Source organism: Solimonas flava DSM 18980 (genome assembly GCF_000426685.1).
GTDB lineage: Bacteria > Pseudomonadota > Gammaproteobacteria > Nevskiales > Nevskiaceae > Solimonas > Solimonas flava.
This window is the reverse complement of sequence record NZ_AUFV01000012.1, coordinates 119,850-143,017: the sequence shown is the minus strand read 5'-3', so window position 1 is coordinate 143,017 and position 23,168 is coordinate 119,850. Positions and strand designations below refer to the sequence as shown.

General features: G+C 68.7%; 27 protein-coding genes. 21 read left to right on the top strand and 6 right to left on the bottom strand.

Annotation, left to right across the window (positions count from 1 at the left end):
• The first annotated feature begins 1 nt into the window (after position 1).
• The 13 genes from rpsH to rplQ all read left to right on the top strand — a co-directional run bounded on the left by rpsH (position 2) and on the right by rplQ (position 7,028).
• Entirely contained in the window at positions 2-397 is a 396-nt protein-coding gene (rpsH, locus tag K343_RS0113975) for a 30S ribosomal protein S8 (protein ID WP_028008620.1), read from the top strand.
• A 10-nt stretch (positions 398-407) separates the two neighbouring features.
• The gene (gene rplF / locus K343_RS0113970) at positions 408-938 is read left to right on the top strand and encodes a 50S ribosomal protein L6 (RefSeq protein ID WP_028008619.1); all 531 of its coding nucleotides are present in this window, start codon (positions 408-410) and stop codon (positions 936-938) included.
• A gap of 96 nt (positions 939-1,034) precedes the next feature.
• Complete coding sequence (gene rplR, locus K343_RS0113965; RefSeq protein WP_028008618.1) at positions 1,035-1,391, top strand: 50S ribosomal protein L18; 357 nt, start codon at positions 1,035-1,037, stop codon at positions 1,389-1,391.
• A gap of 3 nt (positions 1,392-1,394) precedes the next feature.
• Complete coding sequence (gene rpsE / locus K343_RS0113960; RefSeq protein WP_028008617.1) at positions 1,395-1,907, top strand: 30S ribosomal protein S5; 513 nt, start codon at positions 1,395-1,397, stop codon at positions 1,905-1,907.
• Positions 1,908-1,921: 14 nt separating this feature from the next.
• Positions 1,922-2,110 carry a 50S ribosomal protein L30 gene (gene rpmD / locus K343_RS0113955; protein ID WP_020651322.1) on the top strand — a complete coding sequence of 63 codons (189 nt, stop codon included), beginning with the start codon at positions 1,922-1,924 and terminating at the stop codon, positions 2,108-2,110.
• A gap of 29 nt (positions 2,111-2,139) precedes the next feature.
• Entirely contained in the window at positions 2,140-2,574 is a 435-nt protein-coding gene (gene rplO / locus K343_RS0113950; protein WP_028008616.1) for a 50S ribosomal protein L15, read from the top strand.
• A 15-nt stretch (positions 2,575-2,589) separates the two neighbouring features.
• Positions 2,590-3,942 carry a preprotein translocase subunit SecY gene (gene secY / locus K343_RS0113945; protein ID WP_043112771.1) on the top strand — a complete coding sequence of 451 codons (1,353 nt, stop codon included), beginning with the start codon at positions 2,590-2,592 and terminating at the stop codon, positions 3,940-3,942.
• Positions 3,943-3,969: 27 nt separating this feature from the next.
• A complete protein-coding gene (gene rpmJ / locus K343_RS0113940) occupies positions 3,970-4,083 on the top strand; it encodes a 50S ribosomal protein L36 (RefSeq protein WP_020651319.1) in 114 nt (37 codons plus the stop codon).
• A gap of 81 nt (positions 4,084-4,164) precedes the next feature.
• Complete coding sequence (rpsM, locus tag K343_RS0113935) at positions 4,165-4,536, top strand: 30S ribosomal protein S13 (RefSeq protein ID WP_028008614.1); 372 nt, start codon at positions 4,165-4,167, stop codon at positions 4,534-4,536.
• Between the two features lie 20 nt (positions 4,537-4,556).
• The gene (rpsK, locus tag K343_RS0113930) at positions 4,557-4,958 is read left to right on the top strand and encodes a 30S ribosomal protein S11 (protein WP_020651317.1); all 402 of its coding nucleotides are present in this window, start codon (positions 4,557-4,559) and stop codon (positions 4,956-4,958) included.
• Between the two features lie 12 nt (positions 4,959-4,970).
• The gene (rpsD, locus tag K343_RS0113925; protein WP_028008613.1) at positions 4,971-5,591 is read left to right on the top strand and encodes a 30S ribosomal protein S4; all 621 of its coding nucleotides are present in this window, start codon (positions 4,971-4,973) and stop codon (positions 5,589-5,591) included.
• Between the two features lie 46 nt (positions 5,592-5,637).
• Positions 5,638-6,618 carry a DNA-directed RNA polymerase subunit alpha gene (locus tag K343_RS0113920; RefSeq protein ID WP_028008612.1) on the top strand — a complete coding sequence of 327 codons (981 nt, stop codon included), beginning with the start codon at positions 5,638-5,640 and terminating at the stop codon, positions 6,616-6,618.
• Between the two features lie 20 nt (positions 6,619-6,638).
• Entirely contained in the window at positions 6,639-7,028 is a 390-nt protein-coding gene (rplQ, locus tag K343_RS0113915; RefSeq protein WP_028008611.1) for a 50S ribosomal protein L17, read from the top strand.
• A gap of 186 nt (positions 7,029-7,214) precedes the next feature.
• Here the strand turns inward: rplQ and K343_RS22165 are convergent, their stop codons facing one another.
• Together K343_RS22165 and K343_RS0113900 are read right to left on the bottom strand one after the other, a co-directional pair.
• On the bottom strand, positions 7,215-8,147 hold the full coding sequence (locus K343_RS22165; RefSeq protein WP_051278414.1) for a phospholipase A: 933 nt from the start codon (positions 8,145-8,147) through the stop codon (positions 7,215-7,217).
• A 24-nt stretch (positions 8,148-8,171) separates the two neighbouring features.
• Entirely contained in the window at positions 8,172-8,783 is a 612-nt protein-coding gene (locus tag K343_RS0113900; protein WP_028008610.1) for a type IV toxin-antitoxin system AbiEi family antitoxin domain-containing protein, read from the bottom strand.
• 143 nt (positions 8,784-8,926) lie between these two features.
• Between K343_RS0113900 and K343_RS0113895 the strand changes: the two genes are divergently transcribed.
• Positions 8,927-10,720 (top strand): monovalent cation:proton antiporter-2 (CPA2) family protein, encoded by a 1,794-nt coding sequence (locus tag K343_RS0113895; protein ID WP_028008609.1) that lies wholly within the window; start codon positions 8,927-8,929, stop codon positions 10,718-10,720.
• An 11-nt stretch (positions 10,721-10,731) separates the two neighbouring features.
• Positions 10,732-12,012 (top strand): adenylate/guanylate cyclase domain-containing protein, encoded by a 1,281-nt coding sequence (locus tag K343_RS0113890; RefSeq protein ID WP_245585205.1) that lies wholly within the window; start codon positions 10,732-10,734, stop codon positions 12,010-12,012.
• 13 nt (positions 12,013-12,025) lie between these two features.
• Here K343_RS0113890 and K343_RS0113885 read toward each other — a convergent pair whose 3' ends face one another.
• Positions 12,026-12,958, bottom strand: coding sequence for an isoaspartyl peptidase/L-asparaginase family protein (locus K343_RS0113885; RefSeq protein ID WP_028008607.1), 933 nt, complete (start codon positions 12,956-12,958; stop codon positions 12,026-12,028).
• A 106-nt stretch (positions 12,959-13,064) separates the two neighbouring features.
• On the opposite strand from K343_RS0113885, the gene K343_RS0113880 reads away from it, so the two are divergent.
• Complete coding sequence (locus K343_RS0113880; RefSeq protein ID WP_245585204.1) at positions 13,065-14,471, top strand: sodium:solute symporter family transporter; 1,407 nt, start codon at positions 13,065-13,067, stop codon at positions 14,469-14,471.
• A 74-nt stretch (positions 14,472-14,545) separates the two neighbouring features.
• Here the strand turns inward: K343_RS0113880 and K343_RS0113875 are convergent, their stop codons facing one another.
• Entirely contained in the window at positions 14,546-15,142 is a 597-nt protein-coding gene (locus K343_RS0113875) for a redoxin domain-containing protein (protein WP_028008605.1), read from the bottom strand.
• 26 nt (positions 15,143-15,168) lie between these two features.
• Complete coding sequence (locus tag K343_RS0113870; RefSeq protein WP_028008604.1) at positions 15,169-17,268, bottom strand: protein-disulfide reductase DsbD family protein; 2,100 nt, start codon at positions 17,266-17,268, stop codon at positions 15,169-15,171.
• A gap of 141 nt (positions 17,269-17,409) precedes the next feature.
• Between K343_RS0113870 and K343_RS0113865 the strand changes: the two genes are divergently transcribed.
• From K343_RS0113865 to K343_RS0113850, 4 genes are all read left to right on the top strand, one after another.
• Entirely contained in the window at positions 17,410-18,000 is a 591-nt protein-coding gene (locus tag K343_RS0113865; RefSeq protein WP_028008603.1) for a DUF2845 domain-containing protein, read from the top strand.
• 77 nt (positions 18,001-18,077) lie between these two features.
• On the top strand, positions 18,078-19,256 hold the full coding sequence (locus tag K343_RS0113860; protein ID WP_028008602.1) for a saccharopine dehydrogenase family protein: 1,179 nt from the start codon (positions 18,078-18,080) through the stop codon (positions 19,254-19,256).
• A complete protein-coding gene (locus K343_RS0113855; RefSeq protein WP_028008601.1) occupies positions 19,253-19,621 on the top strand; it encodes a DUF423 domain-containing protein in 369 nt (122 codons plus the stop codon). Before K343_RS0113860 ends, K343_RS0113855 begins: the two co-directional genes overlap by 4 nt.
• 249 nt (positions 19,622-19,870) lie before the next feature.
• Entirely contained in the window at positions 19,871-20,638 is a 768-nt protein-coding gene (locus K343_RS0113850; protein WP_028008600.1) for a hypothetical protein, read from the top strand.
• 28 nt (positions 20,639-20,666) lie between these two features.
• On the opposite strand, the gene K343_RS23510 is transcribed toward K343_RS0113850, so the two are convergent.
• Positions 20,667-21,362 (bottom strand): response regulator, encoded by a 696-nt coding sequence (locus K343_RS23510; RefSeq protein WP_028008599.1) that lies wholly within the window; start codon positions 21,360-21,362, stop codon positions 20,667-20,669.
• 463 nt (positions 21,363-21,825) lie between these two features.
• On the opposite strand from K343_RS23510, the gene K343_RS0113840 reads away from it, so the two are divergent.
• On the top strand, positions 21,826-23,091 hold the full coding sequence (locus tag K343_RS0113840; protein ID WP_154662574.1) for an RsmB/NOP family class I SAM-dependent RNA methyltransferase: 1,266 nt from the start codon (positions 21,826-21,828) through the stop codon (positions 23,089-23,091).
• The last annotated feature ends 77 nt before the right edge of the window (positions 23,092-23,168 follow it).

Genomic DNA, 23,168 nt, shown 5'->3' with positions numbered 1-23,168 from the left:
TATGAGCATGACCGATCCTATCGCCGACTTCCTGACGCGCATCCGCAACGCCCAGGCGGCGCGCAAGAAGCAGGTTTCGTCGCCCTCGTCGAAGATCAAGGAGGCGATTGCCGCCGTCCTCAAGGACGAAGGCTACATCGCTGACTACAGCGTCGTTGCCGACGGCGCCAAGAAAACCATCACGCTGGCCCTGAAGTATTTCGAGGGCAAGCCGGTGATCGAGCGCATCGAGCGCATCTCGAAGCCGGCCCTGCGCGTGTACAAGGGCAAGGACGAGCTGCCGAAGGTCCTCGGCGGTCTCGGCGTCGCCATCGTTTCCACGCCCAAGGGCGTGGTCAGCGACCGCAAGGCGCGCGCGGCCGGTCTCGGCGGCGAAGTGCTCTGCATCGTCGCCTAAGGAGAGTTCCATGTCCCGCGTTGCCAAGATGCCGGTGAAGCTGCCGGCCGGTGTGCAGGTCTCGGCGGCCGATGGCCAGCTGACCGTCAAGGGCGCCAAGAGCAGCCTGACGATCAATGTGCCGGCGAAGGTCGAGATCGAAGTGCAGGGCGATACCGTCACGGTCGCCGCCGGCTCGATCGCCGCGAACAACATGCAGGCCGGCACGTTCCGCGCGCTGCTGAACAATGCCGTGGTCGGCGTGTCGAAGGGCTACGAGAAGAAGCTCAACCTGGTGGGCGTCGGCTATCGTGCCGCGACCGCCGGCAAGAAGCTGAACCTCTCGCTCGGCTTCTCGCATCCGATCGAATACCCGATCCCGGAAGGCATCACGGTGGAAACGCCGACGCAGACCGAGATCGTCGTCAAGGGCGCCGACAAGAAGATGGTCGGTCAGGTCGCCGCTGACATCCGTGGTTTCCGTCCGCCGGAGCCGTACAAGGGCAAGGGCGTGCGTTACTCCACCGAGAAGGTGGAACTCAAGGAAGCGAAGAAGAAATAACGTGCTCGCGTGGCGGACCCTCCTTCGGGTGGCGCTGCGCAGATGGGCCGGATTACTTCTCGCAAACATTTTGGTATCAACCAAAAAGTTGGAATCATGAAGGACAAGAAACAGACTCGTCTGCGCCGCGCCCGCCGCACGCGCGCCCACATCCGCGACCTCGGCGTGCATCGTCTCGCCGTGCATCGCACCTCGCAGCACATCTATGCGCAGATCATCGCGCCGGACGCTTCGGTGACGGTCGTCGCCGCATCGACGGTCGAGAAGGCGCTGACTGCGGATCTGAGCGGCACGAGCAACGTCGAGGCGGCCAAGAAGGTCGGCGCGGCGATCGCCGAACGCGCCAAGGAAAAGGGCATCACCAAGGTGGCCTTCGATCGCGGCGGTTTCCAATATCACGGCCGCATCAAGGCGCTGGCCGACGCCGCGCGCGAAGCCGGCCTGGAGTTCTAAGTCATGGCGACCCAGCATAACTACGAAGAGCAGAGCGGCGGCGAGTTCAAAGAGAAGCTCATCACCGTCAATCGCGTTTCGAAGACGGTCAAGGGCGGCAAGCAGTTCGCCTTCACCGCGTTGACGGTCGTCGGCGACGGCGCCGGCCGTGTCGGCTTCGGCTACGGCAAGGCCCGCGAAGTGCCGCAGGCGATCAGCAAGGCGATGGATCAGGCGCGCAAGAACATGGTCACGGTGCCGCTCAAGGGCCTGACCGTGCAGCATGAGATCTGGGGTCAGCACGGCGCCGCGAAGGTGTTCCTGCGCCCGGCTTCGGACGGTACCGGCGTCATCGCCGGCGGCGCGATGCGCGCCGTGTTCGAAGTGGCCGGCGTGCAGAACGTGCTGGCCAAGGCGCTCGGCTCGCGCAACCCGATCAACCTGGTCCGCGCGACGATGAACGCGCTGACGAAGATGAATCTGCCGTCCGAGATGGCCGCCAAGCGCGGCAAGACGGTCGAAGAACTCCTCGGCTGAAAACGAGTACGACCATGACCGCCACCAAGCAGATCAAGCTGACGCTGATCCGTAGCCTCGCCAAGCGCCTGCCGAACCATCAGGCCTGTGTGCACGGCCTCGGTCTGCGTCGCATGCACCAGACGGTGACCATTGCCGCCACGCCCGAGAACATGGGTATGGTCAACAAGGTCGCGTACATGCTGCGCGTCGAAGAAGTCTGAGAGCCGACTCGGCAACGGAAGACAACATCATGAAACTCAATACGATCAAGCCGGCCAAGGGCGCCAAGACCAAGAAGGTCCGCGTGGCCCGCGGTATCGGCTCGGGCCTCGGCAAGACGGCCGGCCGCGGTCACAAGGGTCAGCACGCGCGCAAGGGCGGCTACCACAAGCTGGGCTTCGAAGGCGGCCAGATGCCGATCCAGCGTCGCCTGCCGAAGCGCGGCTTCAATTCGCCGCTCAAGGGCCTGACGGCGGAAGTGCGCCTGTCGGAGCTGGAAAAGATGAAGGCCACCGAGATCGACATCGCCGTGCTGAAGGCGGAGAACGTCGTCCCGGCGACCGCGCAGACGGCCAAGGTCATCAAGTCGGGTGAGCTGACCCGCAAGCTGTCGCTCAAGGGCGTGCTCGTGACCAAGGGCGCCCGCGAGGCCATCACCGCCGCCGGCGGTTCGATCGCCGAGTAAGGGCCGGACACGGTTATGGCGAAGAATCCGGGTACTGCAGGCGGCTCGATGGTGCCGGACCTGAGCAAGATCGGCGAGGTGCGCAACCGCCTGCTGTTCTTGCTCGGGGCGATCATCGTGTTCCGTATCGGCAGCTTCATCCCGGTACCGGGGATCGACCCGGTGCAGCTGGCGGCGCTGTTCAATCAGAGCCGCGGCACCATCCTGGACATGTTCAACATGTTTTCGGGTGGCGCCCTGCATCGCCTGTCGATCTTCGCGCTCGGCGTGATGCCGTACATTTCGGCGAGCATCATCGTGCAGCTGATGGCGACCGTTGTTCCGCAACTCAAGGAGCTGAAGAAGGAAGGCGAGTCCGGCCGCCGGCAGATCACCAAGTACACGCGCTACGGCACGCTGGCGCTGGCGATCTTCCAGTCGTTCGGCGCGGCGGTTGCGCTGCAGAAGTCCGGCGTCGCGATCAATGCCGGCTTCGGCTTCCTGTTCGTCGCGACGGTCAGCCTGGTCACCGGCACGATGTTCCTGATGTGGCTCGGCGAGCAGATCACCGAGCGCGGCGTCGGCAACGGCATCTCGATGATCATCTTCGCCGGCATCGTCGCGGGCTTCCCGCGCGCGCTCGGCTCCACCGCGCAGCTGGTCAGCGAGGGTTCGATCGGTGGCTTCACGGTTATCGCCGTACTGGCCCTGATCGCGGTCGTGACCTGGGGCGTGGTGTTCTTCGAGCGTGCGCAGCGCCGCATCCCGATCCACCATGCGCGCCGCCAGCAGGGCCGCAAGATCTTCGCCGCACAGACCCAGCATCTGCCGCTGAAGCTCAACATGTCGGGCGTGATTCCGCCGATCTTCGCGTCGTCGATCATTCTGTTCCCGGCATCGCTGGTGCAGTTCTTCGGCGGCGACGCCGGCTCGGCGGCGGGCAGCTTCCTGCAGAAGCTGGCCAACGCGCTGTCGCCGGGCCAGCCGCTGTACACGCTGCTCTACGGCCTGCTGATCATTTTCTTCTGCTTCTTCTATACGGCTCTCGTGTTCGATTCGCGCGAGACCGCCGACAATCTGAAGAAGTCCGGCGCCTTCATTCCTGGCGTGCGCCCGGGTGCGATGACGGCCAAGTACATCGACACGGTGCTGACGCGCCTGACGGTGGTGGGCTCGGTCTACATCCTGGTGATCTGCCTGGTGCCGGAGATCCTGCGGTCGTTCGTCACCAGCATCCCGTTCTACTTCGGTGGTACGTCGCTGCTGATCACGGTGGTCGTGGTGATGGACTTCATGGCGCAGTTGCAGGCGCACCTGATGTCGCACCAGTACGAAGGCCTGCTGAAGAAGGCCAATCTGAAGTCTCTGGGCCCGGCGCAGAGCCGCTAGTCCGATTACCTAGTCTCGAGGTGAGTCATGAAAGTCCGTGCATCGGTCAAGAAAATCTGCCGGAACTGCAAGGTCGTCCGTCGCAATGGCGTCGTGCGCATCCTCTGCACCGACCCGCGCCACAAGCAGCGCCAGGGCTAAGCGCCCGCGGGTTTGATTAAAACCCTTTGGATCAATATAATGCGCGGCTTTTCGCGCGTTAGGCATCAGTCGAGGTAGCACATGGCACGTATCGCGGGCGTCAACATCCCGGATCGCAAACACACCGTCATCGCCCTGCGGGCGATCTACGGCATCGGCAAGACCCGTGCGCAGAAGATCTGCGAGGCAGCGGGCATCGACCCGACCGTGCAGATCCGCACGCTGACCGAGGGCGAGCTGGAGAAGCTGCGCACGGAGATCGGCAAGTACACGGTGGAGGGTGACCTGCGCCGCGAAGTGTCGATGAGCATCAAGCGTCTGATCGACCTCGGCTCGTATCGCGGCCTGCGTCATCGCCGCGGCCTGCCGGTCCGTGGTCAGCGCACGCGCACCAATGCGCGCACCCGCAAGGGGCCGCGCCGCGGCACCGTCGCGACCAACAAGAAAACCTGATTTGACAGCCGGACACGCAAATGGCTAATCCGTCCCAGGCCGCTGCCGCGGCGAAGCGCAAGAAGGTCAAGAAGAACGTCACCGATGCGGTGGCGCATATTCATGCCTCCTTCAACAATACGATCGTGCTGATCACCGACCGCCAGGGCAACACCCTGTCGTGGAGCACGGCGGGTGCCGCCGGCTTCAAGGGCTCGCGCAAGTCGACGCCGTTTGCCGCGCAGGTCGCTGCCGACAAGGCCGGCCAGGCTGCCGCCGAACACGGCGTCAAGAACCTCGAAGTCCGCGTCAAGGGACCGGGCCCGGGCCGCGAGTCGGCCGTGCGCGCGCTCAATGCCGCCGGTTTCAAGATCACCAACATCACCGACGTCACGCCGATTCCGCATAACGGCTGCCGCCCGGCCAAGCGCCGCCGCGTGTAAGGAGAGAATTCCATGGCTCGTTACATTGGCCCGAAGTGCAAGCTGTCCCGCCGCGCCGGCACCGACCTGCTGCTGAAGTCGCGCGCCCGCGCGATCGACAGCAAGTGCAACATGGAGACCCGTCCGGGTCAGCATGGCGCCGTCAAGCCGCGTCTGTCCGACTATGCTCTGCAGCTGCGCGAGAAGCAGAAGCTCAAGCAGATGTACGGCGTGCTCGAGAAGCAGTTCCGCAACTATTACCTGAAGGCTTCTTCGAAGAAGGGCGCTACGGGCCTGCTGCTGCTGCAGTTGCTCGAAACCCGTCTCGATAACGTCGTCTACCGCATGGGTTTCTCGCGCACGCGTGCCGAGGCCCGTCAGCTGGTTTCGCACAAGTCGATCGTCGTCAACGGCAAGCTCGTCAACATCCCGTCGTATCAGGTCAAGGCCGGCGACGTGGTCGAGATTCGTGAAGCTGCGCGCAACCAGTCGCGCATCGCCGAAGCGCTGTCGATCGCCACCCAGGCCGGTCTGGCCGATTGGGTCGAAGTCGACGAGAAGGGCCTGAAGGGCACCTTCAAGGCCGTCCCGACCCGCGATCAGATCGTGCCGGATATCAACGAGGCGCTGGTCGTCGAGTTGTACTCGAAGTAATTCGGGTTCGCTCGCTTCAAGTCCTGGTTATTTAGAGAGGTACATCATGCAGAACGTTGTCGCCGACCTGCTCAAGCCGCGTCAGATCGAAGTGGAGACGCTGTCTCCGACCCACGCTCGCGTCGCGCTGGAGCCGATGGAACGGGGCTTCGGCCACACGCTCGGCAACGCGCTGCGCCGCATCCTGCTGTCTTCGATCCCGGGCGCCGCGATCACCGAAGTGCAGATCGACGGCGTCGTGCACGAGTACAGCGCGGTGGAGGGCGTCCAGGAGGATGTGCTCGACATCCTGCTGAACATCAAGAACATCGCGATCCGCATGCACGCGCGTGACGAAGCGACCCTGCGCCTCGAGAAGTCGGGCAAGGGGCCGGTCACCGCCGGTGACATCAAGCTCGACCACGACGTCGAGATCGTCAATCCGGAACTGGTGCTCGCCAACCTGACCGGCGGCAAGCTGAGCCTGACGCTGAAGGTGACGCGCGGCCGCGGCTACGTGCCGGCCGCCAGCGCCGTTCGCGAGGAAGATGCTCGCGGCGTCGGCGTGCTCAAGCTCGATGCGAGCTACAGCCCGGTTCGCCGCGTCTCGTATGCGGTCGAGCGTGCGCGCGTCGCGCAGCGCACCGACCTCGACAAGCTGATCCTCGACGTCGATACCAACGGCGGCATTGATCCGGCCGAAGCGGTTCGTCTGGCTGCGCGCATCCTGCGCGACCAGCTCGCCGTGTTCGTCGACCTCGAAGCCGAAGCGGCGCAGGCCGCCGCGGTGCCGGGCAAGAAGGAACTGTCGCCGATCCTGTTCCGTCCGATCGATGATCTCGAGCTGACGGTCCGCTCGGCGAACTGCCTCAAGGCCGAGAACATCTACTACATCGGCGATCTCGTGCAGCGCACGGAGATGGAGCTGATGAAGACGCCGAACCTCGGCAAGAAGTCGCTCAACGAAATCAAGGAAGCGCTCCGTTCGCACGAGCTGGATCTCGGCATGAAGCTCGAGAACTGGTCGTCGCCGAAGGTGCCTGCCTAAGGCTTTACGGGAAAAAAGTCATGCGCCACAAGATGTCGGGCCGTACCTTCGGCCGTACCAGCAGCCACCGCAAGGCGACGATGCAGGCCATCGCCGTCGCCCTCTTCGAGCACGAGCTGATCAAGACCACCCTGCCGAAGGCGAAGGAACTCCGTCGCCTGGCCGAGCCGCTGATCACGCGCGCCAAGGAAGACTCACTGCACAACCGCCGCATCGCCTTCTCGCGCCTGCGCGACCGCGACGCCGTGCAGAAGCTCTTCAACGAAATCGCGCCGCGTTACAAGGCGCGCCCGGGTGGCTACCTGCGCATTCTCAAGTGCGGGTTCCGCGCCGGTGACGATGCGCCGATGGCTTACGTCGAGCTGGTCGACCGTCCGGCGAACGCCGCTGCGGAAGCCGCCGCCGAGTAATCGCGCTGCCGTCAGGCAGATGCGAAACGAAACGGGCGCCTCGGGCGCCCGTTTTGCTTTCTGCGGCAGTTGCGCAATGCCTGCCGGCTGGTGCGGACCGGCGGTGCCGCGCCGGGCCGGCGCCGACTTCACCAGCCTTTCGTTCGCGGGCAAGACCGTGCGGACGGTCGGCGCGCTCGCGTGTTCCTAGCGCGCCAGCATCACGCCGACGCCGACGCGCGTCATGCTGCGGTTGTAGTCGATCAGGCTGTCGCCGTAGCCGTTGAAGACGTAGACGTTCCAGTACAGATAGTCGCCGAACGGCACGCTGTAGTTGAGCTCGACGGCGCCCTTGCCGGTCGACGGATTGCCGCGCAGCATCAGCGCCGCCAGATGATTGTGGTGGAACAGACGCTGCTGCACGCGCAGTTCGCCGTAGCCGTAGTAGTCGTCGATGTCCGGGTTGTCGTCGCCCTTCGGGTCGTCCGGCGTCTTCTTCGGGTCCTCGGGAATCCGGTACCAGAGCTTGAGGTCGACGAGCGTGCGCTTCCACTCGTGGAACGCGGTGAAGTAGATGCGATTCCAGGAGCGCGAGTCCTGCACGTCCTTGCCGTTCGACTCGTGCTCGAAACCGAGGTCGAGTCCGCATTCGGGGCACCACGCAAACTCCGGCTTCCAGCGGTAGAAGATCTCCGGGTTGTAGTTGGTCTCACGGAACGGGCGCGAGTCTTTGGCGTTGTAGATCTGCCAGTACGACTTCTGGGTGTACGCAAAGAAGACATTGCTGCTGAGCAGATTCAGCTTGAGACTGATCTGGTAGACGAACTCGCTTTCGTCGCCGGGGTAGCGGTCGCTGTAGGTGCCCGGCATCAGGTACATCGGCTTGTGGAATGACAGGCAGGGCTGCGTGCCGACCAGCATGAACGGCTCGATTTCGTGGTCGAGGCAGCGCGCCAGCGACTTGGGCACCCGGATGCGGACCTTTTCCTCTTCGTCCGGATCGTCCGCGCCGGCGGCCGGCGGCGCGAGAGCCGGCTCGGCGACGGGAGCGGCAGGCTCGATCTGCGCCTGCGCGGTGCCGGCGAGCGTCAGCAGCAGGATGGCGAGCCAGCGCGGGGACGGCGAGACAAGGCGGGTCATGGGCTTCTTCGGTCGGCGAGGGGCTCAGTGCCCGGCAAGGGCATCGACATAAGGTTTCATCACACGCTCGACGCGGCACAGGCGCGCGTAGTGCCGGAGCGTGTCCAGATCGACGCGGCCCTTGGCGAGTGCGGCGCGCAGCGCGTCGACGGCAATGTGCGGGCCGATCTTGTTGCGGAACTTGAACAGGTCGGCCAGGGTTTTTTCGAGACAGTAGATCGGCACATCGACGTGCTCCAGCGCGTGCGCCTCGACGCCTTCGGTGAACGCCGGGCCGCCGAGGCGGGCGATGCGCAGCGCCGGGAAGTCGACGCGCGGCCGCGCCGCGCGCCGCTCGATGGCGACCGCGATCTCGCGCGGATTGGCTTCGCCGAGCCCGTGCCAGGCGAGCGCGGACTGCAGGCAGATGACGCCGTTCGGCACGGCGCGTGCGACGAGTGCGAGGCTCAGCTCGAATGACAGACGGCGCTCGGCCGGCACGTAGCTGCCGCGGCCGAGCTTCTTCAACAGGCCGCGGTCGCAAAGCCGGCGCAGGTATTCGGCCTGGATGCCGTGGGGAGCGAGGTCCTTGGGCCGCAGCACGCCCAGCTGCTGCACCAAGGCTAAGATGCGCTCGGACTTGCTCGGTTCGTCCACGCTGTGAAAATGGGCCGGAATTTCAAATAACTGTATATATTAAAAAACACAGTTCAATCGAAAGCAAGGATCGGCTTTGTGAAGTAATGACTGGGAAGCGGGCATAAGCTTCTAAATGTAAAGGAAATAGATGAATCAGGGAGTTGGCGTTGCTCGGTGATATCGCCTTGTTTCTGGCGGCGGCGGTGCTGTTCGTGCCCCTGTTTCGCAAGCTGGGCCTTGGTGCCGTGCTCGGTTACGTCGCCGCCGGCGTGGTCATCGGCCCGTCGGCGCTCGGCGTGATCGGCGAGCCGGAGCGCGTGCTGCACTTCGCCGAATACGGCGTCATCCTGCTGATGTTCATCATCGGCCTCGAACTCGAACCGAGCCGCCTGTGGGCGATGCGGCGCGCGGTGTTCGGGCTCGGCGGCGCGCAGGTCCTGCTCGGCACGGCAGGGCTCGGTCTGGTCGGCCTCGGCCTCGGCCTGGACGGGCGCACCGCGCTGGTCGCGGCCTTCGGCCTGGCGATGTCGTCGACGGCGATGGTGCTGCAGCTGCTCGCCGAGCGCCGCGAGCTGACCACGCGCCACGGCCGCCTGGCGTTCTCGATCCTGCTGTTCCAGGACCTCAGCGTGATCCCGTTCCTGGCGCTGATTCCGCTGCTCGCCGGCAACGGCGGCGAGCTTGGCGCGCACGGCTGGAGCGACGCCGCCAAGACGCTCGGCATGTTTTTCCTCGTCGTGCTCGGCGGCCGCTACGCGGTGCGTCCGGTGATGCGGCGCGTCGCCGCCGCCGAGACGCCGGAGCTGTTCACCGCCGCGGCTTTGCTGATCGTGATCGGCACCGCGCTGGCGATGAACGCGGTCGGCCTGTCGATGTCGCTCGGCGCCTTCCTCGCCGGCGTGCTGCTGTCCGAATCCGAGTTCCGGCACGAGCTGCAGGCCGATATCGAGCCGTTCAAGGGGCTGCTGCTCGGCCTGTTCTTCATCGCCGTCGGCATGTCCGCCGACGTCCACGAGCTCTTCTCGCAGCCCCTGCAGATCCTGGCGCTGGTCCTGGTGCTGCTGGCGATCAAGGGCGCGGTGCTGTGGGGCGTCGGCCGCATCGAGGGCATGAACGGCGATGATGCCGGCGCGCTGGCGGCCTCGCTGGCGCAGGGCGGCGAATTCGCGTTCGTGCTGTTCTCGGCGGCCGTCGCCGCCGGCGTGATGAGCGCCGAGCTGTCGGCGACGCTGGTGCTGGTCGTCACGCTGTCGATGATCGCCACGCCGCCCCTGGTCTCGTTGCAGGCGCGCCTGCGCCGGCGCAAGGAGGCGCGGCCGTACGACGAGATCCGCACCGACGAGCATGAGGTACTGATCGCCGGCTTCGGACCGTTCGGGCAGATCGTCGCGCGCATCCTGCGCGTCAAGCGCATTCCGTTCACCGTGCTCGACAAGGATTTCGAGCACGTCGATTTCGTGCGCCAGTTCGGCAACAAGATCTTCTACGGCGACGCCAGCCGGCTCGACCTGCTGCGCGCTGCGCACGCCGACAAGGCGCGGCTGCTGGTGCTGGCGATCCCGGACGTCGAGGCCTCGCTGCGCACCGCCGAGACCGCGCGCCGCAACTTTCCGCAGCTGCGCATCTTCGCCGCCGCGGTCAACCGCCAGCACGCGCTGCAGCTGATGGCGCTCGGCATCGCGCCGCAGGACGTCATCCGCCGCAGCTACTTCTCGTCGCTCGAAATGACGCGGCGCGTGCTGGAAGGGCTTGGCGACAGCGATGAGGCCGCCGATCGCGCCGTCGAGCTGTTCCGGCGCCATGACGAGGAACTGCTGGCGCGCCAGTTCGCGCTGCCGCGCGGTGACGTGCAGAAGATGCAGCAGACCACCGCCGACGCGGCCCGCGAACTCGAGCAGCTGTTCGCCGAGGACCGCGATCCGACGCCGGCCGAGACGCGGAGAACCGGCACGTGATGGATGGCGCGATGGTCGCCCACACCGTCGTCGCGCTGGTCGCGCTCGGCATGGGGCTGGCCTTCATCTCGGCCGACCGCAAGTCGCCGACCTCGCGCGCGCTGGCGGCGACCTACGCCTACGTCGGCATTTCGATCTACCTGAACCTGGTCTGGACCAACACGCACGTCGAGCTGCCCGCGTGGACGGCGTGGTTCGCGCTGCCGGAGGCGGCGGCGACGGTGGCGATGCTCGAATGGGTGATCCGCGTGCGCCGCACGGTGCCGGTCAACTTCGAACTCGATACCCGCTTCGGCGACCGCGTGCTGCGCTCCGGGCAGGCGGCCGGCGTGCTTTACGGCCTTGCTTCGCTGTTGTGGCCGGACGTGCGCATGACGCACTTCCTGCGCGCCGGCGCCAACCCTGCGATGTTCTCGACCGGCGGCTTCTGGCTGTTCGCGGCGCCGCTGCTGTACGCGGTGCTGTCCGGCCTGATCGGCATCCTGCTGCTGCTCAACCGTCGCCCCGACCGCGCCGAGACCACGCGCGTGCTGGCGATGGCGATCGCCGTGCCGTTCCTCGTCATCAGCTTCGTGCTGCCGGTCGACGCCGCCGCGGTGTCGGTGGTGATCGGCGAGATCATCTTCTTCATCGGCTCAACGCACTACCACGTGCTGCAGGGCCAGCGCGGCCAGTTCATGTCGCGCTTCCTGTCGCCGCAGGTCGCCCAGCTGGTCGCCGAGCAGGGCCTGGCGCGGGCGATGCAGGAGAGCCAGCGCGAGATCACCGTGGTCTGCTGCGACCTGCGCCGCTTCACGCCGTACGCGGCGGCGATGCCTTCTTCGCGTGTGCTGCAGGTCCTGCGCGAGTACTACGACGCGGTCGGCGAGGTGGTGTCCGCGTACGGCGCGACGATCAAGGACTTCGCCGGCGACGGCATCCTGATCCTGGTCGGCGCGCCGCTGCCGGTGCCGTACCACGCGCAGCGCGCGCTGGAGATGGCGCAGCGCATCCGCGACGCGGGGCTGGCGCTGACGCAGCGCTGGAGCACGCCCGAGCATCCGCTCGGCATCGGCCTCGGCGTGGCGACTGGCATGGTCACGATCGGCGTCATCGGTTCGGCCTCGCGGCTCGAATACACCGCAGTCGGTTCGACGGTGAATCTCGCTTCGCGGCTCTGCGAGCAGGCCGCCAACGGCGAGATCCTGATCGACGAGCGCACCGCCGATCTCGCCGGCGGCGAGCTGCTGCAGGCGCGCGAGGCGATCGTCGTCAAAGGCTTCAGCGAGCCGGTGCCGCGCTACGCGCTGTAGCGGCGTGTCCGCTTCAGTTGGCACCGACCGCGACACGGATCTCGCCGTCGTCGCCGATCCAGGCACGGAACATCGCGCGCGAGTTGAATGGCAGCGCGATACGGCCGTCGCGGTCGATCGCGATGCAGCCGCCGCGGCCGCCATACGCGGCGACGCGTTCGAGGCTGCGCGCGCAGGCGTCGGCGAGGGCGGCGCCGGCGTAGTGCATCTGCGCGTCGACATCGAAGCCGAAGCCGGCGCGGATGAAGGCCTCGCCGGTGCCGGTGCAGGAGATTGCCGCGCTGCGGTCGTCGGCGAAAGTGCCGGCGCCGATCACCGGCGTATCGCCGATGCGGCCCGGGTGCTTGTTGGTCAGCCCGCCGGTGCTGGTCGCCGCGGCGAGGTGTCCGTGTGCGTCGAGCGCCACGGCGCCGACCGTGCCGAAGCCGCCGCCGGCAGCCGGCGGCGGGTCGTCGTAGGCCGAGTCGTGATCGAGGACGATGACCTGATGCGTCTGCGCCTTGCGCAGCTGGCGGCGGCGCAGATCGGTGATGAAGTAGTCGGGCGCGACCACGTCGAGGCCGAGTTCGGCGTTCAGCGCGTCGGCGCCGGCGCCCATGAACATCACGTGCGGCGAACGTTCCATCACGGCGCGCGCCAGGCGCACCGGACTCTTCGAGTGCGAGACGCCGGCGACGGCGCCGCAGGCGCGGTCGCGGCCGTCCATGATCGCCGCGTCGAGCTCGGGCAGGCCGTCGCGATTGAGCACGCCGCCGACGCCGGCATTGAACAGCGGGCATTCCTCGAGGCGGATCACCATGCGCTCGACGACATCGAGGCTGCTGCCGCCGTGGCGCAGCATTTGCAGGCCCTCGGCGGCGATGCGCTGCAGCGCGGCGCGCTGCTCGCGCGTGTCGGCGCCGTCGTCGAGTTCGCCGGCGCCGCCGTGAAGGGCGAGACGGATCATGGGATGCGTTCCTGGATGCGGGGCGCAGAGCCTAACGCCGCGCGGGCGCGGCGCCCAGCCCGGGTTTTCGCCCGGGGGCGCCGTACAGGAACGAGAGGAGGAACACGTGAATCTGGTGTTGTTCGCGGTGCTGGCCTATATCGCGCTGCAGGTGTTGGTGGCGCTGGTCGCGAGGCGGCGCGTTGCCGGCGAGTCGGACTATCTGCTCGCCGGCCGTAGCCTGGGACCGTGGCTGGCGACCTTCGGCGTGTTCGCCACCTGGTTCGGCGCCGAGACCTGTATCGGTGCCGCCGGCGAGGCCTATCGCGGCGGCCTGCGCGCGGTCGCCGCCGATCCGTTCGGCTATGCCATCGGCCTTGCCGCCGCCGGCCTGTTCTTCGCGGCGACGCTGTGGCGACGCGGCCTGGTCACGCTCGCCGATCTGTTCCGCCAGCGTTACGGCGGCGGCGTCGAGCGCTTCGCGGCGCTGGTGATGATCCCCGGTTCGCTGCTGTGGGCCGCCGCGCAGGTGCGCGCCTTCGGTCAGGTGCTGGCCTCGACCGGCGATCTCGGCGTGTTCGCGGCGACCACGCTGGCGGCCGTGGTCGTCGTCGCCTATACCGCGATCGGCGGCATGTGGGCGGACTCGTGGACCGATCTCGTGCAGGGCCTGGTGCTGATCGCCGGCGTGCTGGCGATCGGCCTGGTGTTCGCGCACGACGGCGGGCTCGCGCAGCTGTCGCTCGGCGGCATCGGTGCGGTCGACGTCGATGAGCCGCCGCGGCCGTTGCTCGAGGCGCTGGCGGTGCCGATCTTCGGCACGATCGCCGCGCAGGAACTGGTCGCGCGTTTCCTGGCGATGCGCAGCCCGGCGCTGGCGCGCGGCGCGACGCTCGCCGGCGCGCTGCTGTACCTGTCGGTCGGTATCGTGCCGGTGCTGCTCGGGCTCGGCGCCGCCGCCACGCTCGGCGACGGCTTCGAGCCGGAGCAATTGCTATCACGGCTCGCACAGACGCATCTGCCGCTGCCGCTCTACATCCTGTTCCTCGGCGCGCTGGTCTCGGCGATCCTGTCGACGCTGTCGGGCACGCTGCTGGTGGTCGGCTCGCTGGCGGCGCACAACCTCGCGGCGCCGCTGCTGACGCGCTGGCGCGGCCGCGCGCCGGGCGAGGCGCAGCGCCTGCGCTTCAACCGCATCGCGGTGGTGGCGTTCGGCGTGCTCGCCTATCTGATCGCGCTCGGCTCCGACAGCATGTATGCACTGGTCGAGGAAGCGTCCGGGCTCGGCTCGTCCGGCGTGTTCGTGATGATGCTGGCGGCGCTGTGGCTGCCGCGTTTCGGCGGCGCGCCGAGCGCGGTGGCGGCGCTGCTTGCCAGCGTCGGTGTCTACGTCGTCGGCGAGCACCTGCTCGGCTGGTCGTATCCGTACCTCACCTCGCTGGCGGCCGCGGCGCTCGCGTACCTGGTCTGCGCGCCGCTGCGCGTGCCGGCGCGTGCGGCGACCGCCACGTCGCCCGGCGGCGCCCCGCGCTGAGTGCGTGTCCGCCCGCAACGACAAGGGCCGGCGCGTGCCGGCCCCGAATGTCGCGATCCGCTATGCGTCGCGCTTCAGTACTTCACCGAGCAGCCGTAGGGCTTGGTCACCGGCTCGCTGACCGGCTTGCCGCCCATCGCTTCGGCGAGCGCGATTTTCACGTAGGGCTTGGCCCGGGCGATGTCGTCGACGTCGGCGCTGGCGATGCTGTCGATGCCGCCGGCGTAGATCAGCGTGCCCTGCGGATCGACGATGAACAGGTGCGGCGTGGTCTTGGCGTCGTAGAGACGGCCGAGCGTTCCTGCCGGATCGAGCAGCACCTTGCTCGGTGCCGCGCCGCGCTGCCGGGTCAGCGCGTCGGCCTCGGCGCCGCTGACATGGCCCTGCTTGCCGGGCGCCGATGAAATCACGCTGAGCCAGGCCGCACCCTGTGCGGTCGCGTCCTTCTGCAGCGCCTGCATGTTTCCCTGGTAGTGCTTCTGCACGAACGGGCAGCCGTCGTTGGTCCATTCCAGCACGACGAACTGGCCGCGATAGTCGGACAGCGTCACCGCCTGGCCGGCGCTGTCGGTGGCGCTGAAGGCGGGCGCCGGGCTACCGACTTTCGGGGCGGCGTCGGCGGCGCCGCTGAGCAGCAGCGCGGCGGCGGACAGCAGGGCAGCGAGGCGCATGGCCGGACTCCGGGCGTGACAGGCGATCATTCGACGGCGGCGGCGACGAGATCCGGCGTCAGCAGCTGCGGCAGGATCTTCGGCTCGCCGCCGCGCACGTAGACCAGATACAGCGGCACGCCGTTGCGGCCGAAGCGGGCCAGCTCGGCGGTGATCGCCGGATCGGCACGCGTCCAGTCGGCGACCAGCACCGCGACCTCGCGCTCCTGGAAGCGCTGGATCACTTTCGACGAGCGCAGCGCGACGCGTTCGTTGACCTTGCAGCTGAGGCACCAGTCGGCGGTGAAGTCGACGAAGACCGTGCGGCCTTCGGCGCGCAGCTCGGCGACGCGCTGCGCCGACCAGGGCTCGCTGCGCAGTTCGCCGACCACGGCGCTGCCGTCGGCTGGCGCGATTCCGGACGCCGGCGGCAGCGTCGCCAGCAGGCCCAGCGCGAGCGCGGCCGCGAGCAGCTTGGCGAGTGCGGCGACCAGCCCGTGCGCAGCCCACAGCCACAGCACGAAGGCGATCAGCACCAGCCCGACGAGCAGCTGCGCGCCGGCGCTGACGTCGAGCTGGCGGGCGACGACCCAGACCAGCCAGACCACCGACAGATACAGCGGGAAGGCCATCAGCTGCTTGAAGCGTTCCATCCAGGCCCCCGGCCGCGGCAGCAGGCGCGCCGCCGCCGGCACGAAGCCGATGACGAGGAACGGCAGCGCCAGGCCCAGGCCGAGCGCCGCGAAGATCGCCAGCGCGTAGGCCGGCGGCTGCAGCATCGCGTAGCCGATCGCGGCACCCATGAACGGCGCCGTGCAGGGGCTGGCGACGACCACCGCCAGCACGCCGGTGAAGAATGCGCCGGCCAGGCCCTTCTGCTCGGTGAGTCCCTGGCCGAGATTCATCAGGCGCGTGCCGAACTGGGCGACGCCGGACAGCGACAGGCCGAGCGCGAACAGCAGATACGCGAGCAGGCCGACGAATACCGGCGACTGCAGCTGGAAGCCCCAGCCGACCGCCTGCCCGGCGCGCTGCAGCAGCAGGATCGCGATCGCCGCGGCCAGACACGACAGCACCACGCCGGCGCTGTAGGCGAGCGCCTGGGCGCGCTGGCCCGCGTGGCCGGCGCGGGCCAGCGACAGCGCCTTGAGCGACAGCACCGGGAACACGCAGGGCATCAGATTCAGGATCAGGCCGCCGAGCAGCGCCAGGCCCAGCGCGGCGACGAAGCTCAGCGGCGCGCCGCCGTCGGCGCCGGCGACCGCATCCGGCGGCAGACCGACGCTGGCGCCGACATCGGCCGCCGGCGCCGGCGTATTCGCGGGTACGGCGGCAACCGTGCCCGGCGCGGCGTGGATTTCGTAGGCCTGCGTGTGCTCGCCGTGGCTGACGACCAGCACGCCGTCGACCTGCGCCGGGGCTTCGACGAAATAGGCGCTCGCCGCCTGGCTCAGGCGCAGGCTGTCGCCGTCATGCGCGAGGCGCTGCGCCGCGGCGTGATTGACGAGGTCGCTGGCGTACGGGAAGAAGCTGATCCGGCTCGCGTCGCGCAGCGCCGCGTCACGGACCTGCAGCGATACCGTGTCGCCGGTGACCGCGAACTGTGCCGGCCAGTCGACCGCCTGCGGCAGCTCGGCGCGCGTGCGCGCGAAGGCGGCGCGCCACTTCGGATCGGGGTTGGCCGCGGCGGCGACGTCGAGCCGCAGCTCGAGTTCGGCGCTGCCGGGAATGCAGATGTCTTTGCAGACCAGCCACTTCGCCGTCGCCGCCAGCGTCTGCGCGCCGCGCGTGCCGGCGGCGACGCTCAGCGGCACGAGGTGCAGGGTGTCCTCGCCATAACCGTAGTTGACGAGATCGCCGAGCCGCTCGGTGTGCGGATACGGCCAGACGATGTCGCCGGCCGTGAGACCGGACGGCAGCCGCCATTCGAGCTTGGTCGGAATGCCGGAATCGCCCGGATTGCGCCAGTAGACATGCCACTGCGGGTCCGGCTTGAGGCGCAGCGCGACCCAGTTGGTCTGGCCGGCGACCAGCGCGCCGCGTTCGGCGATCAGCTCGGCCTCGACCGGGCCGGCGCGGACCGGCGCCGCCTGCGTCAGCGGTGACAGGATCAGGAGCAGCAGGCTCAGCAGCAGGCGGATGTTCATGGAGCGGTCTGGGGAAAAGCGGTCTAATGACCCAGCCTGGCCGGCTGAGTTCAGGGCGCGGCGAAAACCGGGCGATGCCGCCGGCGGGCCGTCAGCCGGACGTCACGCGGCGGGTTCGCCATGGCGACAAGGATAACGACGATGCGCATTCTTCTGCTGGCGGCGGTGCTGATGGTGTCGGCTGCGCCGGCGTTCGCGGTCGACACCCTGCGTTGCGGCTCGCGGCTGGCGAACGTCGACATGACCGCCGCCGAGGTACTGGCCGTCTGCGGCGAGCCGGACTATCGCGACGTCTGGCGTGTGCCCGGCGCGGCGCCGGGCTACCTCGGCGCCGTCGAGGAATGGACCTACAACCGCGGCTCGAGCCAGCTGTTGCGGGTGCTGCGCTTTCGCAACGGCCGCCTGCAGCGCATCGACGCCGACGGTTACGGCTTCGCCGACGACGGCGCGCGGGATTGCGCGCAGCTCGGCATCCAGCGCGGCATGAGCAAGTACCGGCTGGTCGCGCAGTGCGGCGAGCCGGTGACCAAGACCATCGACGTGGTGCGGGCGCCGGTCGAGCGCCATTCGCGCGTCTACGATCCGCGCGCCACGTACGAGGCCTGGGAGACGGTCTATCGCGAGGAGTGGGTCTACAACTTCGGCGCTGCCCGCTTCATGCGCATCGTGCACCTCGACAACGGTCGCGTCACCGATGTCGAGTTCGGCGGGCGCGGCTTCGATGTGCGCTGAACGCGGGCGTATCGCCGACTTGACCGTCGCCGGCCGTGCGCCTCTATGATCGCCGCACAAAGATTCGGGGAGATCGCGTGGTGAAAAGCCGCAAGTACGACATCGTGCTGTTCGGCGCGACCGGCTTCACCGGCCAGCTGACCGCCGAGTATCTGGCGCGCAACGGCGGCGAGTCGCTGCGCTGGGCGCTCGCCGGGCGCTCGCCCGACAAGCTCAAGCTGGTGCGCGCACGCCTCGCCGATCTCAATCCGGCCTGTGCCGGACTCGATCTGCTGAGCGCCGATGTCGACGACGCGCCGTCGCTGAAGGCCGTCGCCGAGTCGGCGCGCGTCGTCATCACCACGGTCGGCCCGTACATCGTGCACGGTGAGCCGCTGGTGGCGGCCTGCGCCGCCGCCGGTACCGATTACGTCGATCTGACCGGCGAGCCGGAGTTCGTCGACCGCATGTGGCTGCAGTACCACGACGAGGCGCGCGACAGCGGCGCCCGCATCGTCCATTGCTGCGGTTTCGACAGCGTGCCGCACGATCTCGGGTGCTGGTTCACCGTGCAGCAGCTGCCCGAGGAGGTGCCGCTGCGCGTGCAGGGCTTCGTGCGCGCCGGCGGACAGTTCTCCGGCGGCACCCTGCACTCGGCGGTGCTGGCGATGTCGCGGCTGCGCCAGTACGGCAAGACGCGCCGCGAGCGTCGCCAGCGCGAGGGCTGGCCTGTCGACCGCCGCGTCGGCGCGCTGCATCACGGCCTGCGCTACCTGCGCGAGATCGGCGCCTGGGCGGTGCCGCTGCCGACCATCGATCCGCAGATCATCCGCCGCAGCGCCGCGGCCATCGACCGCTACGGCTCCGATTTCCGCTATGGCCACTATCTGCAGGTCAAGCACCTGCGTTCGCTCGTCGAGCTGCTCGGCGGCAGCGCGGCGCTGATGCTGGGCGCGCAATTCAAGCCGACCCGCGAGCGCCTGCTGCGGCTGCGCCGGCCGGGCGAGGGACCGAGCGAGGCGCAGCGCGCCAAGGGCTGGTTCAAGATCCTGTTCGTCGGCGAAGGCGGCGGCCAGACCGTGCGCTGCGAGGTGTCCGGCGGCGATCCGGGCTACGGCGAGACGGCCAAGATGCTTGCCGAATCGGCGTTGTGCCTGGCTTTCGACAAGCTGCCGCGTACCGCCGGTTGCGTGACGCCGGCGCAGGCGATGGGCAACGCGCTGATCGAGCGTCTGCAGCGCCGCGGCATCCGCTTCCGCGTGCTGGAATCGACATGAGAACGTTCCTGATCCTCGGCGCCGTCTACGGCCTGCTCGGCGTTGCCTTCGGCGCGTTCGGCGCGCATGCGCTGCGCGCGCGGCTGTCGCCGGATCTGCTGGCGATCTGGCACACCGGCGTCGAGTACCAGTTCTACCATGCCGCCGCGCTGCTGCTGGTCGGCCTGTGGCTGCGCGCGCAGCCGGGCATCGCGCTGCAGATCGCCGGCGCTTGCTTCGCGCTCGGCGTGCTGCTGTTCTCGGGCAGCCTCTACGCCCTCGCGCTCAGCGGCGTGCGCGGCCTCGGCGCCATCACGCCGATCGGCGGCGTGCTGTTCCTCGCCGGCTGGCTGGCCGTCCTGGTGGCGGCGCTGCGCGCGCAGTAGGGAAGGTTTGAATAAGCCCGGCAGTACGCGGCCGCGCCGCGGCCGCGGCGATCCGCATACGACACCTGCCGTCGTGAGCCGCCGTCGTGCGGCGCCGCCGTGAGCCGCCGGCTTGCGTGGTCGCCTGCCGCGCAAGCCGCGGCGAGGGATGAACGCTTTCAGGGCTTCTTGCGCGCCGGCTGCGGCGTCCTCTTGCGCGGCCGTGCCGTCGCTGCCGAGAATGCTGCGGTTCCCCCGACGGAGTGTGCGATGCCGTTTCGCTGGCCACTACTGGGCGCCGTTCTGCTGCTCGGCGCCTGCGGCAGTTCCGACGACGGCCCCGGCCAGGCGGGCGGCGTCGGCAGCGGCAGCGATGCCTGGTCGACGGCGGCGGGCATCTACTTCGGACAGGTCGGCAGCGGCAGCGGCAGCGGCGCGCCGACGCTGTTCGGCCTCGTCGCGCCGGACGGCAAGGCGCGCTTCGTCGAGACGGACGGCGACGTCTATCGCGTGATCAGCACGGCGCCGGTGCTGCCGGCGGCGGACGGCGGGTTCACGGTGACGTTCTATCGCTACAGCAGCGGCCGGCGCGATGCGCGCGGCACGCTGCAGGGCCAGCTCGCCGATGCGTCGATCACCGGCACGCTCGACGACGGCAACGCGGCGCGCTCGTACGCTCTGGACGCCGTCAGTCGCGATTACGACCGCCCGGCGGCGCTCGCGACGCTGGCCGGAACCTACAGCGCAAGCTACAGCGTCGACGGCCAGGATCTGACGCTGACGCTGATCGTCAACGCCGACGGCAGCATCAGCGGCGACGACGGCGCGAGCTGTGGCTATACCGGCTCGGTCAGCGTTCCGGATCCGGCGCACAACGGCTACGAGGTCCGGCTCGAACCGTCGTGCGCGCTCGGCCGCCTCGACGGTCTCGGCGCCTACTATCCGGGCAGCCTGCTGGGCCTCGGGCCGGACCTGTTCCGGCTCGCCGTCAGCAACGACAACTTCGGGTTCTATCTGGTGCTGACGCGCGCGTCCTGAGTCCGGCGCGCGCTGAGACGGCGTGCGCTCAGCTGCGACCGAGCGCGCGCAGCAGGGCGTCGGACACCTGGCCGAGCACGCGCTGCGTGACCTCCTCGATGTCGCGCGTCAGCTGGCCGCGCAGCGCGACCAGTTCGTGATCGATGCGGCGCTCGAGCTCGCCGATGCGGGCGTCGAGCTGCGCGAGCTGCTCCGACGGCGGCAGCCGTGCTTCGGTGGCGCGCAGCAGGTCGCGCAGCTCGGCGAGTTCGGCGCTGTAGTCGGCGGCCGGCGGCGCCGGCACGGCCGCTTCCGCATCGCCGGCGTCGTCCGCCGGCCCGGCCGCGGCCAGACTTTGCGCGATCGCCTGTTCGCTGGCTTGCTGCTCGACCGAGGCGAGCACACGCTGCAGCAGTTCCGGCGTCGGCGGCTTCGGCAGCACGTCGACGGCGCCCTGTTCGCGGGCTTCGGCGACGAAGGCCTCGCCCTCGTTCGACGAGCAGATGATGACCGGGATCGCCGCGGTCTCCGGGTCCTGCTTGAGCTGGCGCAGCGCCTCGAAGCCGTCGATGCCCGGCATGATGTGGTCGAGGAAGATCAGATCCGGGCGCTGCTGCTGAAGCGCGAGATAGGCCTGCTGGGCACTGTCGGCGGTGTCGACCTTGAAGGCATGGCCTTCGAGGTAGCGGCGCAGCGCGAAGCGCGCCGATTTCGAATCGTCGACGACCAGAGCGGTCCTGTGCATCGCGTTTTCCCCCCGGAAAAGCGTTTGGTGGTTCGGCCGCGAATCTAGCATCGCGCCCGTCCCCTGTGCAGCGCGCAGGGCTGTCGCATCGAGCGGAAGGGGGCGGCGGCGGGACGAGCGGCGAGCGGTCCGCGTTTTCGAGCGCACCAACGCAAACGGCGACGCGGGAGGCGTCGCCGTTCGCTGCAGACAAAATGAGCGCGGAGCCGGGAGGCGCCGCGCCCAAGTTGCGGGCCTTAAACTTACTTTTTCTTCGCAGCTTTCTTCGGAGCAGCTTTCTTCGCTTTCTTCGCGGCAGCCATGGCACTTCTCCTTTCAAGCTTGGAACTATGGCGGCCCCGTAAACCCCCAGGCATACGGTCGGCCAGCCACGACCGATCGTGGCACTGCCCCATATCCAACACAATAGGTTGTGGTCGATGATCCGACGAACGGTCATTTTCTGTCCGCGCGGGCGCTGCCCGTGACGGCCGCCACCGAGCCCCGGCGCCTGCGTGCGCCGCAATGGCGGGCGGCGCTCGCCGTGCTCGACGCGGTCTGGCGCGAGCAGCGCAACGCCGACGCCAGCCTGCAGGCCTGGTTTCGCGAACATCGCGAGATGGGCGGCCGCGATCGCGCGCTGGTCGGCGCGCTGGTCTACGGCGTGTTGCGCGACGCGATGCGCCTGCAGCGCATGGCCGGTGACGAGGCCTCGGCGGCGACGCTGCTGGCGCTGCACGCGCTTGAGCTGCCGGACCTCTCGGCCGAGGCGCTGCGCGCGGTCGCCGGTGCGGCGCTCGATGACGCGATCGCGCGGCGCGACGGGTTCGACGCGCAGACCCTGACCGAGGCCGAGCGCGGCAACGTGCCGGCGCCGGCATGGGAAGCCTGGTGCGCGCAGTACGGCGCCGCCGCGGCGCGCCAACTGGCGCTGGCGCTCAATCGCGAGGCGCCGGTCGATCTGCGCGTCAACACGCTGAAGGCGACGCGCGCGCAGGCGCAGGCGGCGCTGGCGGAGGCCGGCATGGTCGCGCAGCCGACGCCGTATGCGGCGACCGGCCTGCGGCTGGCGCGCCGCGCCGCGCTGCAGAACACGCGCGCCTGGCGCGAAGGCTGGATCGAACCGCAGGACGAGGGCAGCCAGCTGCTCGGCGCCTTGCTCGGCGCGGGCGGTGGCGAACGCGTGGTCGATTTCTGCGCCGGCGCCGGCGGCAAGACGCTGGCGCTCGGCGCGGCGATGGGCGATCGCGGCGAGCTGTGGGCGCTCGATGTATCGGCCGCGCGCCTGTCGCGCCTGGCGCCGCGCGCGGCGCGGGCCGGCCTGACGATCGTGCGCACCCGCACGCTGCCGGACGACGACTGGAGTGCGCGTCAGGCCGGGCGCTGCGATGCGCTGCTGGTCGATGCGCCGTGCTCGGGCAGCGGCACCTGGCGGCGCAATCCGGAGCTGCGGCTGCGACCGCTCGACCTGCCGGCGCTGGCCCGCGAGCAGGGCGCAATCCTCGCTGCCGCGGCGCGCCTCGTGCGGCCCGGCGGACGCCTGGTCTATGGAACCTGCAGCGTGTTCGCCGCCGAGAACGAGGCCGTGGTCGAGGCCTTCTTGCGCGAGAATCCGGATTTTTCGCTCGAAGCGGCCGCCGACACGCTTGCCGTGCCGGCCCTGCACCTCGATTCGCCCTATCTGCGGCTGCTGCCGCATCTTCATGATACTGACGGATTTTTCGCGGCCCGCCTGCGTCGCGTCGGCTGAGAGGGAGCGCTTGTCAGGAATGTGACAGTTGCTCAGAATTTGAATCGAATTCAGAATCCGCGCCTCATTCGGGACGT

Coding starts and splice junctions, on each gene's coding strand:
- rpsH (WP_028008620.1), top strand. CDS start 2: ATGAGCATGACCGATCCTATCGCCGACTTCCTGACGCGCATCCGCAAC.
- rplF (WP_028008619.1), top strand. CDS start 408: ATGTCCCGCGTTGCCAAGATGCCGGTGAAGCTGCCGGCCGGTGTGCAG.
- rplR (WP_028008618.1), top strand. CDS start 1,035: ATGAAGGACAAGAAACAGACTCGTCTGCGCCGCGCCCGCCGCACGCGC.
- rpsE (WP_028008617.1), top strand. CDS start 1,395: ATGGCGACCCAGCATAACTACGAAGAGCAGAGCGGCGGCGAGTTCAAA.
- rpmD (WP_020651322.1), top strand. CDS start 1,922: ATGACCGCCACCAAGCAGATCAAGCTGACGCTGATCCGTAGCCTCGCC.
- rplO (WP_028008616.1), top strand. CDS start 2,140: ATGAAACTCAATACGATCAAGCCGGCCAAGGGCGCCAAGACCAAGAAG.
- secY (WP_043112771.1), top strand. CDS start 2,590: ATGGCGAAGAATCCGGGTACTGCAGGCGGCTCGATGGTGCCGGACCTG.
- rpmJ (WP_020651319.1), top strand. CDS start 3,970: ATGAAAGTCCGTGCATCGGTCAAGAAAATCTGCCGGAACTGCAAGGTC.
- rpsM (WP_028008614.1), top strand. CDS start 4,165: ATGGCACGTATCGCGGGCGTCAACATCCCGGATCGCAAACACACCGTC.
- rpsK (WP_020651317.1), top strand. CDS start 4,557: ATGGCTAATCCGTCCCAGGCCGCTGCCGCGGCGAAGCGCAAGAAGGTC.
- rpsD (WP_028008613.1), top strand. CDS start 4,971: ATGGCTCGTTACATTGGCCCGAAGTGCAAGCTGTCCCGCCGCGCCGGC.
- K343_RS0113920 (WP_028008612.1), top strand. CDS start 5,638: ATGCAGAACGTTGTCGCCGACCTGCTCAAGCCGCGTCAGATCGAAGTG.
- rplQ (WP_028008611.1), top strand. CDS start 6,639: ATGCGCCACAAGATGTCGGGCCGTACCTTCGGCCGTACCAGCAGCCAC.
- K343_RS22165 (WP_051278414.1), bottom strand. CDS start 8,147: ATGACCCGCCTTGTCTCGCCGTCCCCGCGCTGGCTCGCCATCCTGCTG.
- K343_RS0113890 (WP_245585205.1), top strand. CDS start 10,732: ATGGTCGCCCACACCGTCGTCGCGCTGGTCGCGCTCGGCATGGGGCTG.
- K343_RS0113885 (WP_028008607.1), bottom strand. CDS start 12,958: ATGATCCGTCTCGCCCTTCACGGCGGCGCCGGCGAACTCGACGACGGC.
- K343_RS0113875 (WP_028008605.1), bottom strand. CDS start 15,142: ATGCGCCTCGCTGCCCTGCTGTCCGCCGCCGCGCTGCTGCTCAGCGGC.
- K343_RS0113870 (WP_028008604.1), bottom strand. CDS start 17,268: ATGAACATCCGCCTGCTGCTGAGCCTGCTGCTCCTGATCCTGTCACCG.
- K343_RS0113865 (WP_028008603.1), top strand. CDS start 17,410: ATGCGCATTCTTCTGCTGGCGGCGGTGCTGATGGTGTCGGCTGCGCCG.
- K343_RS0113855 (WP_028008601.1), top strand. CDS start 19,253: ATGAGAACGTTCCTGATCCTCGGCGCCGTCTACGGCCTGCTCGGCGTT.
- K343_RS0113850 (WP_028008600.1), top strand. CDS start 19,871: ATGCCGTTTCGCTGGCCACTACTGGGCGCCGTTCTGCTGCTCGGCGCC.
- K343_RS23510 (WP_028008599.1), bottom strand. CDS start 21,362: ATGCACAGGACCGCTCTGGTCGTCGACGATTCGAAATCGGCGCGCTTC.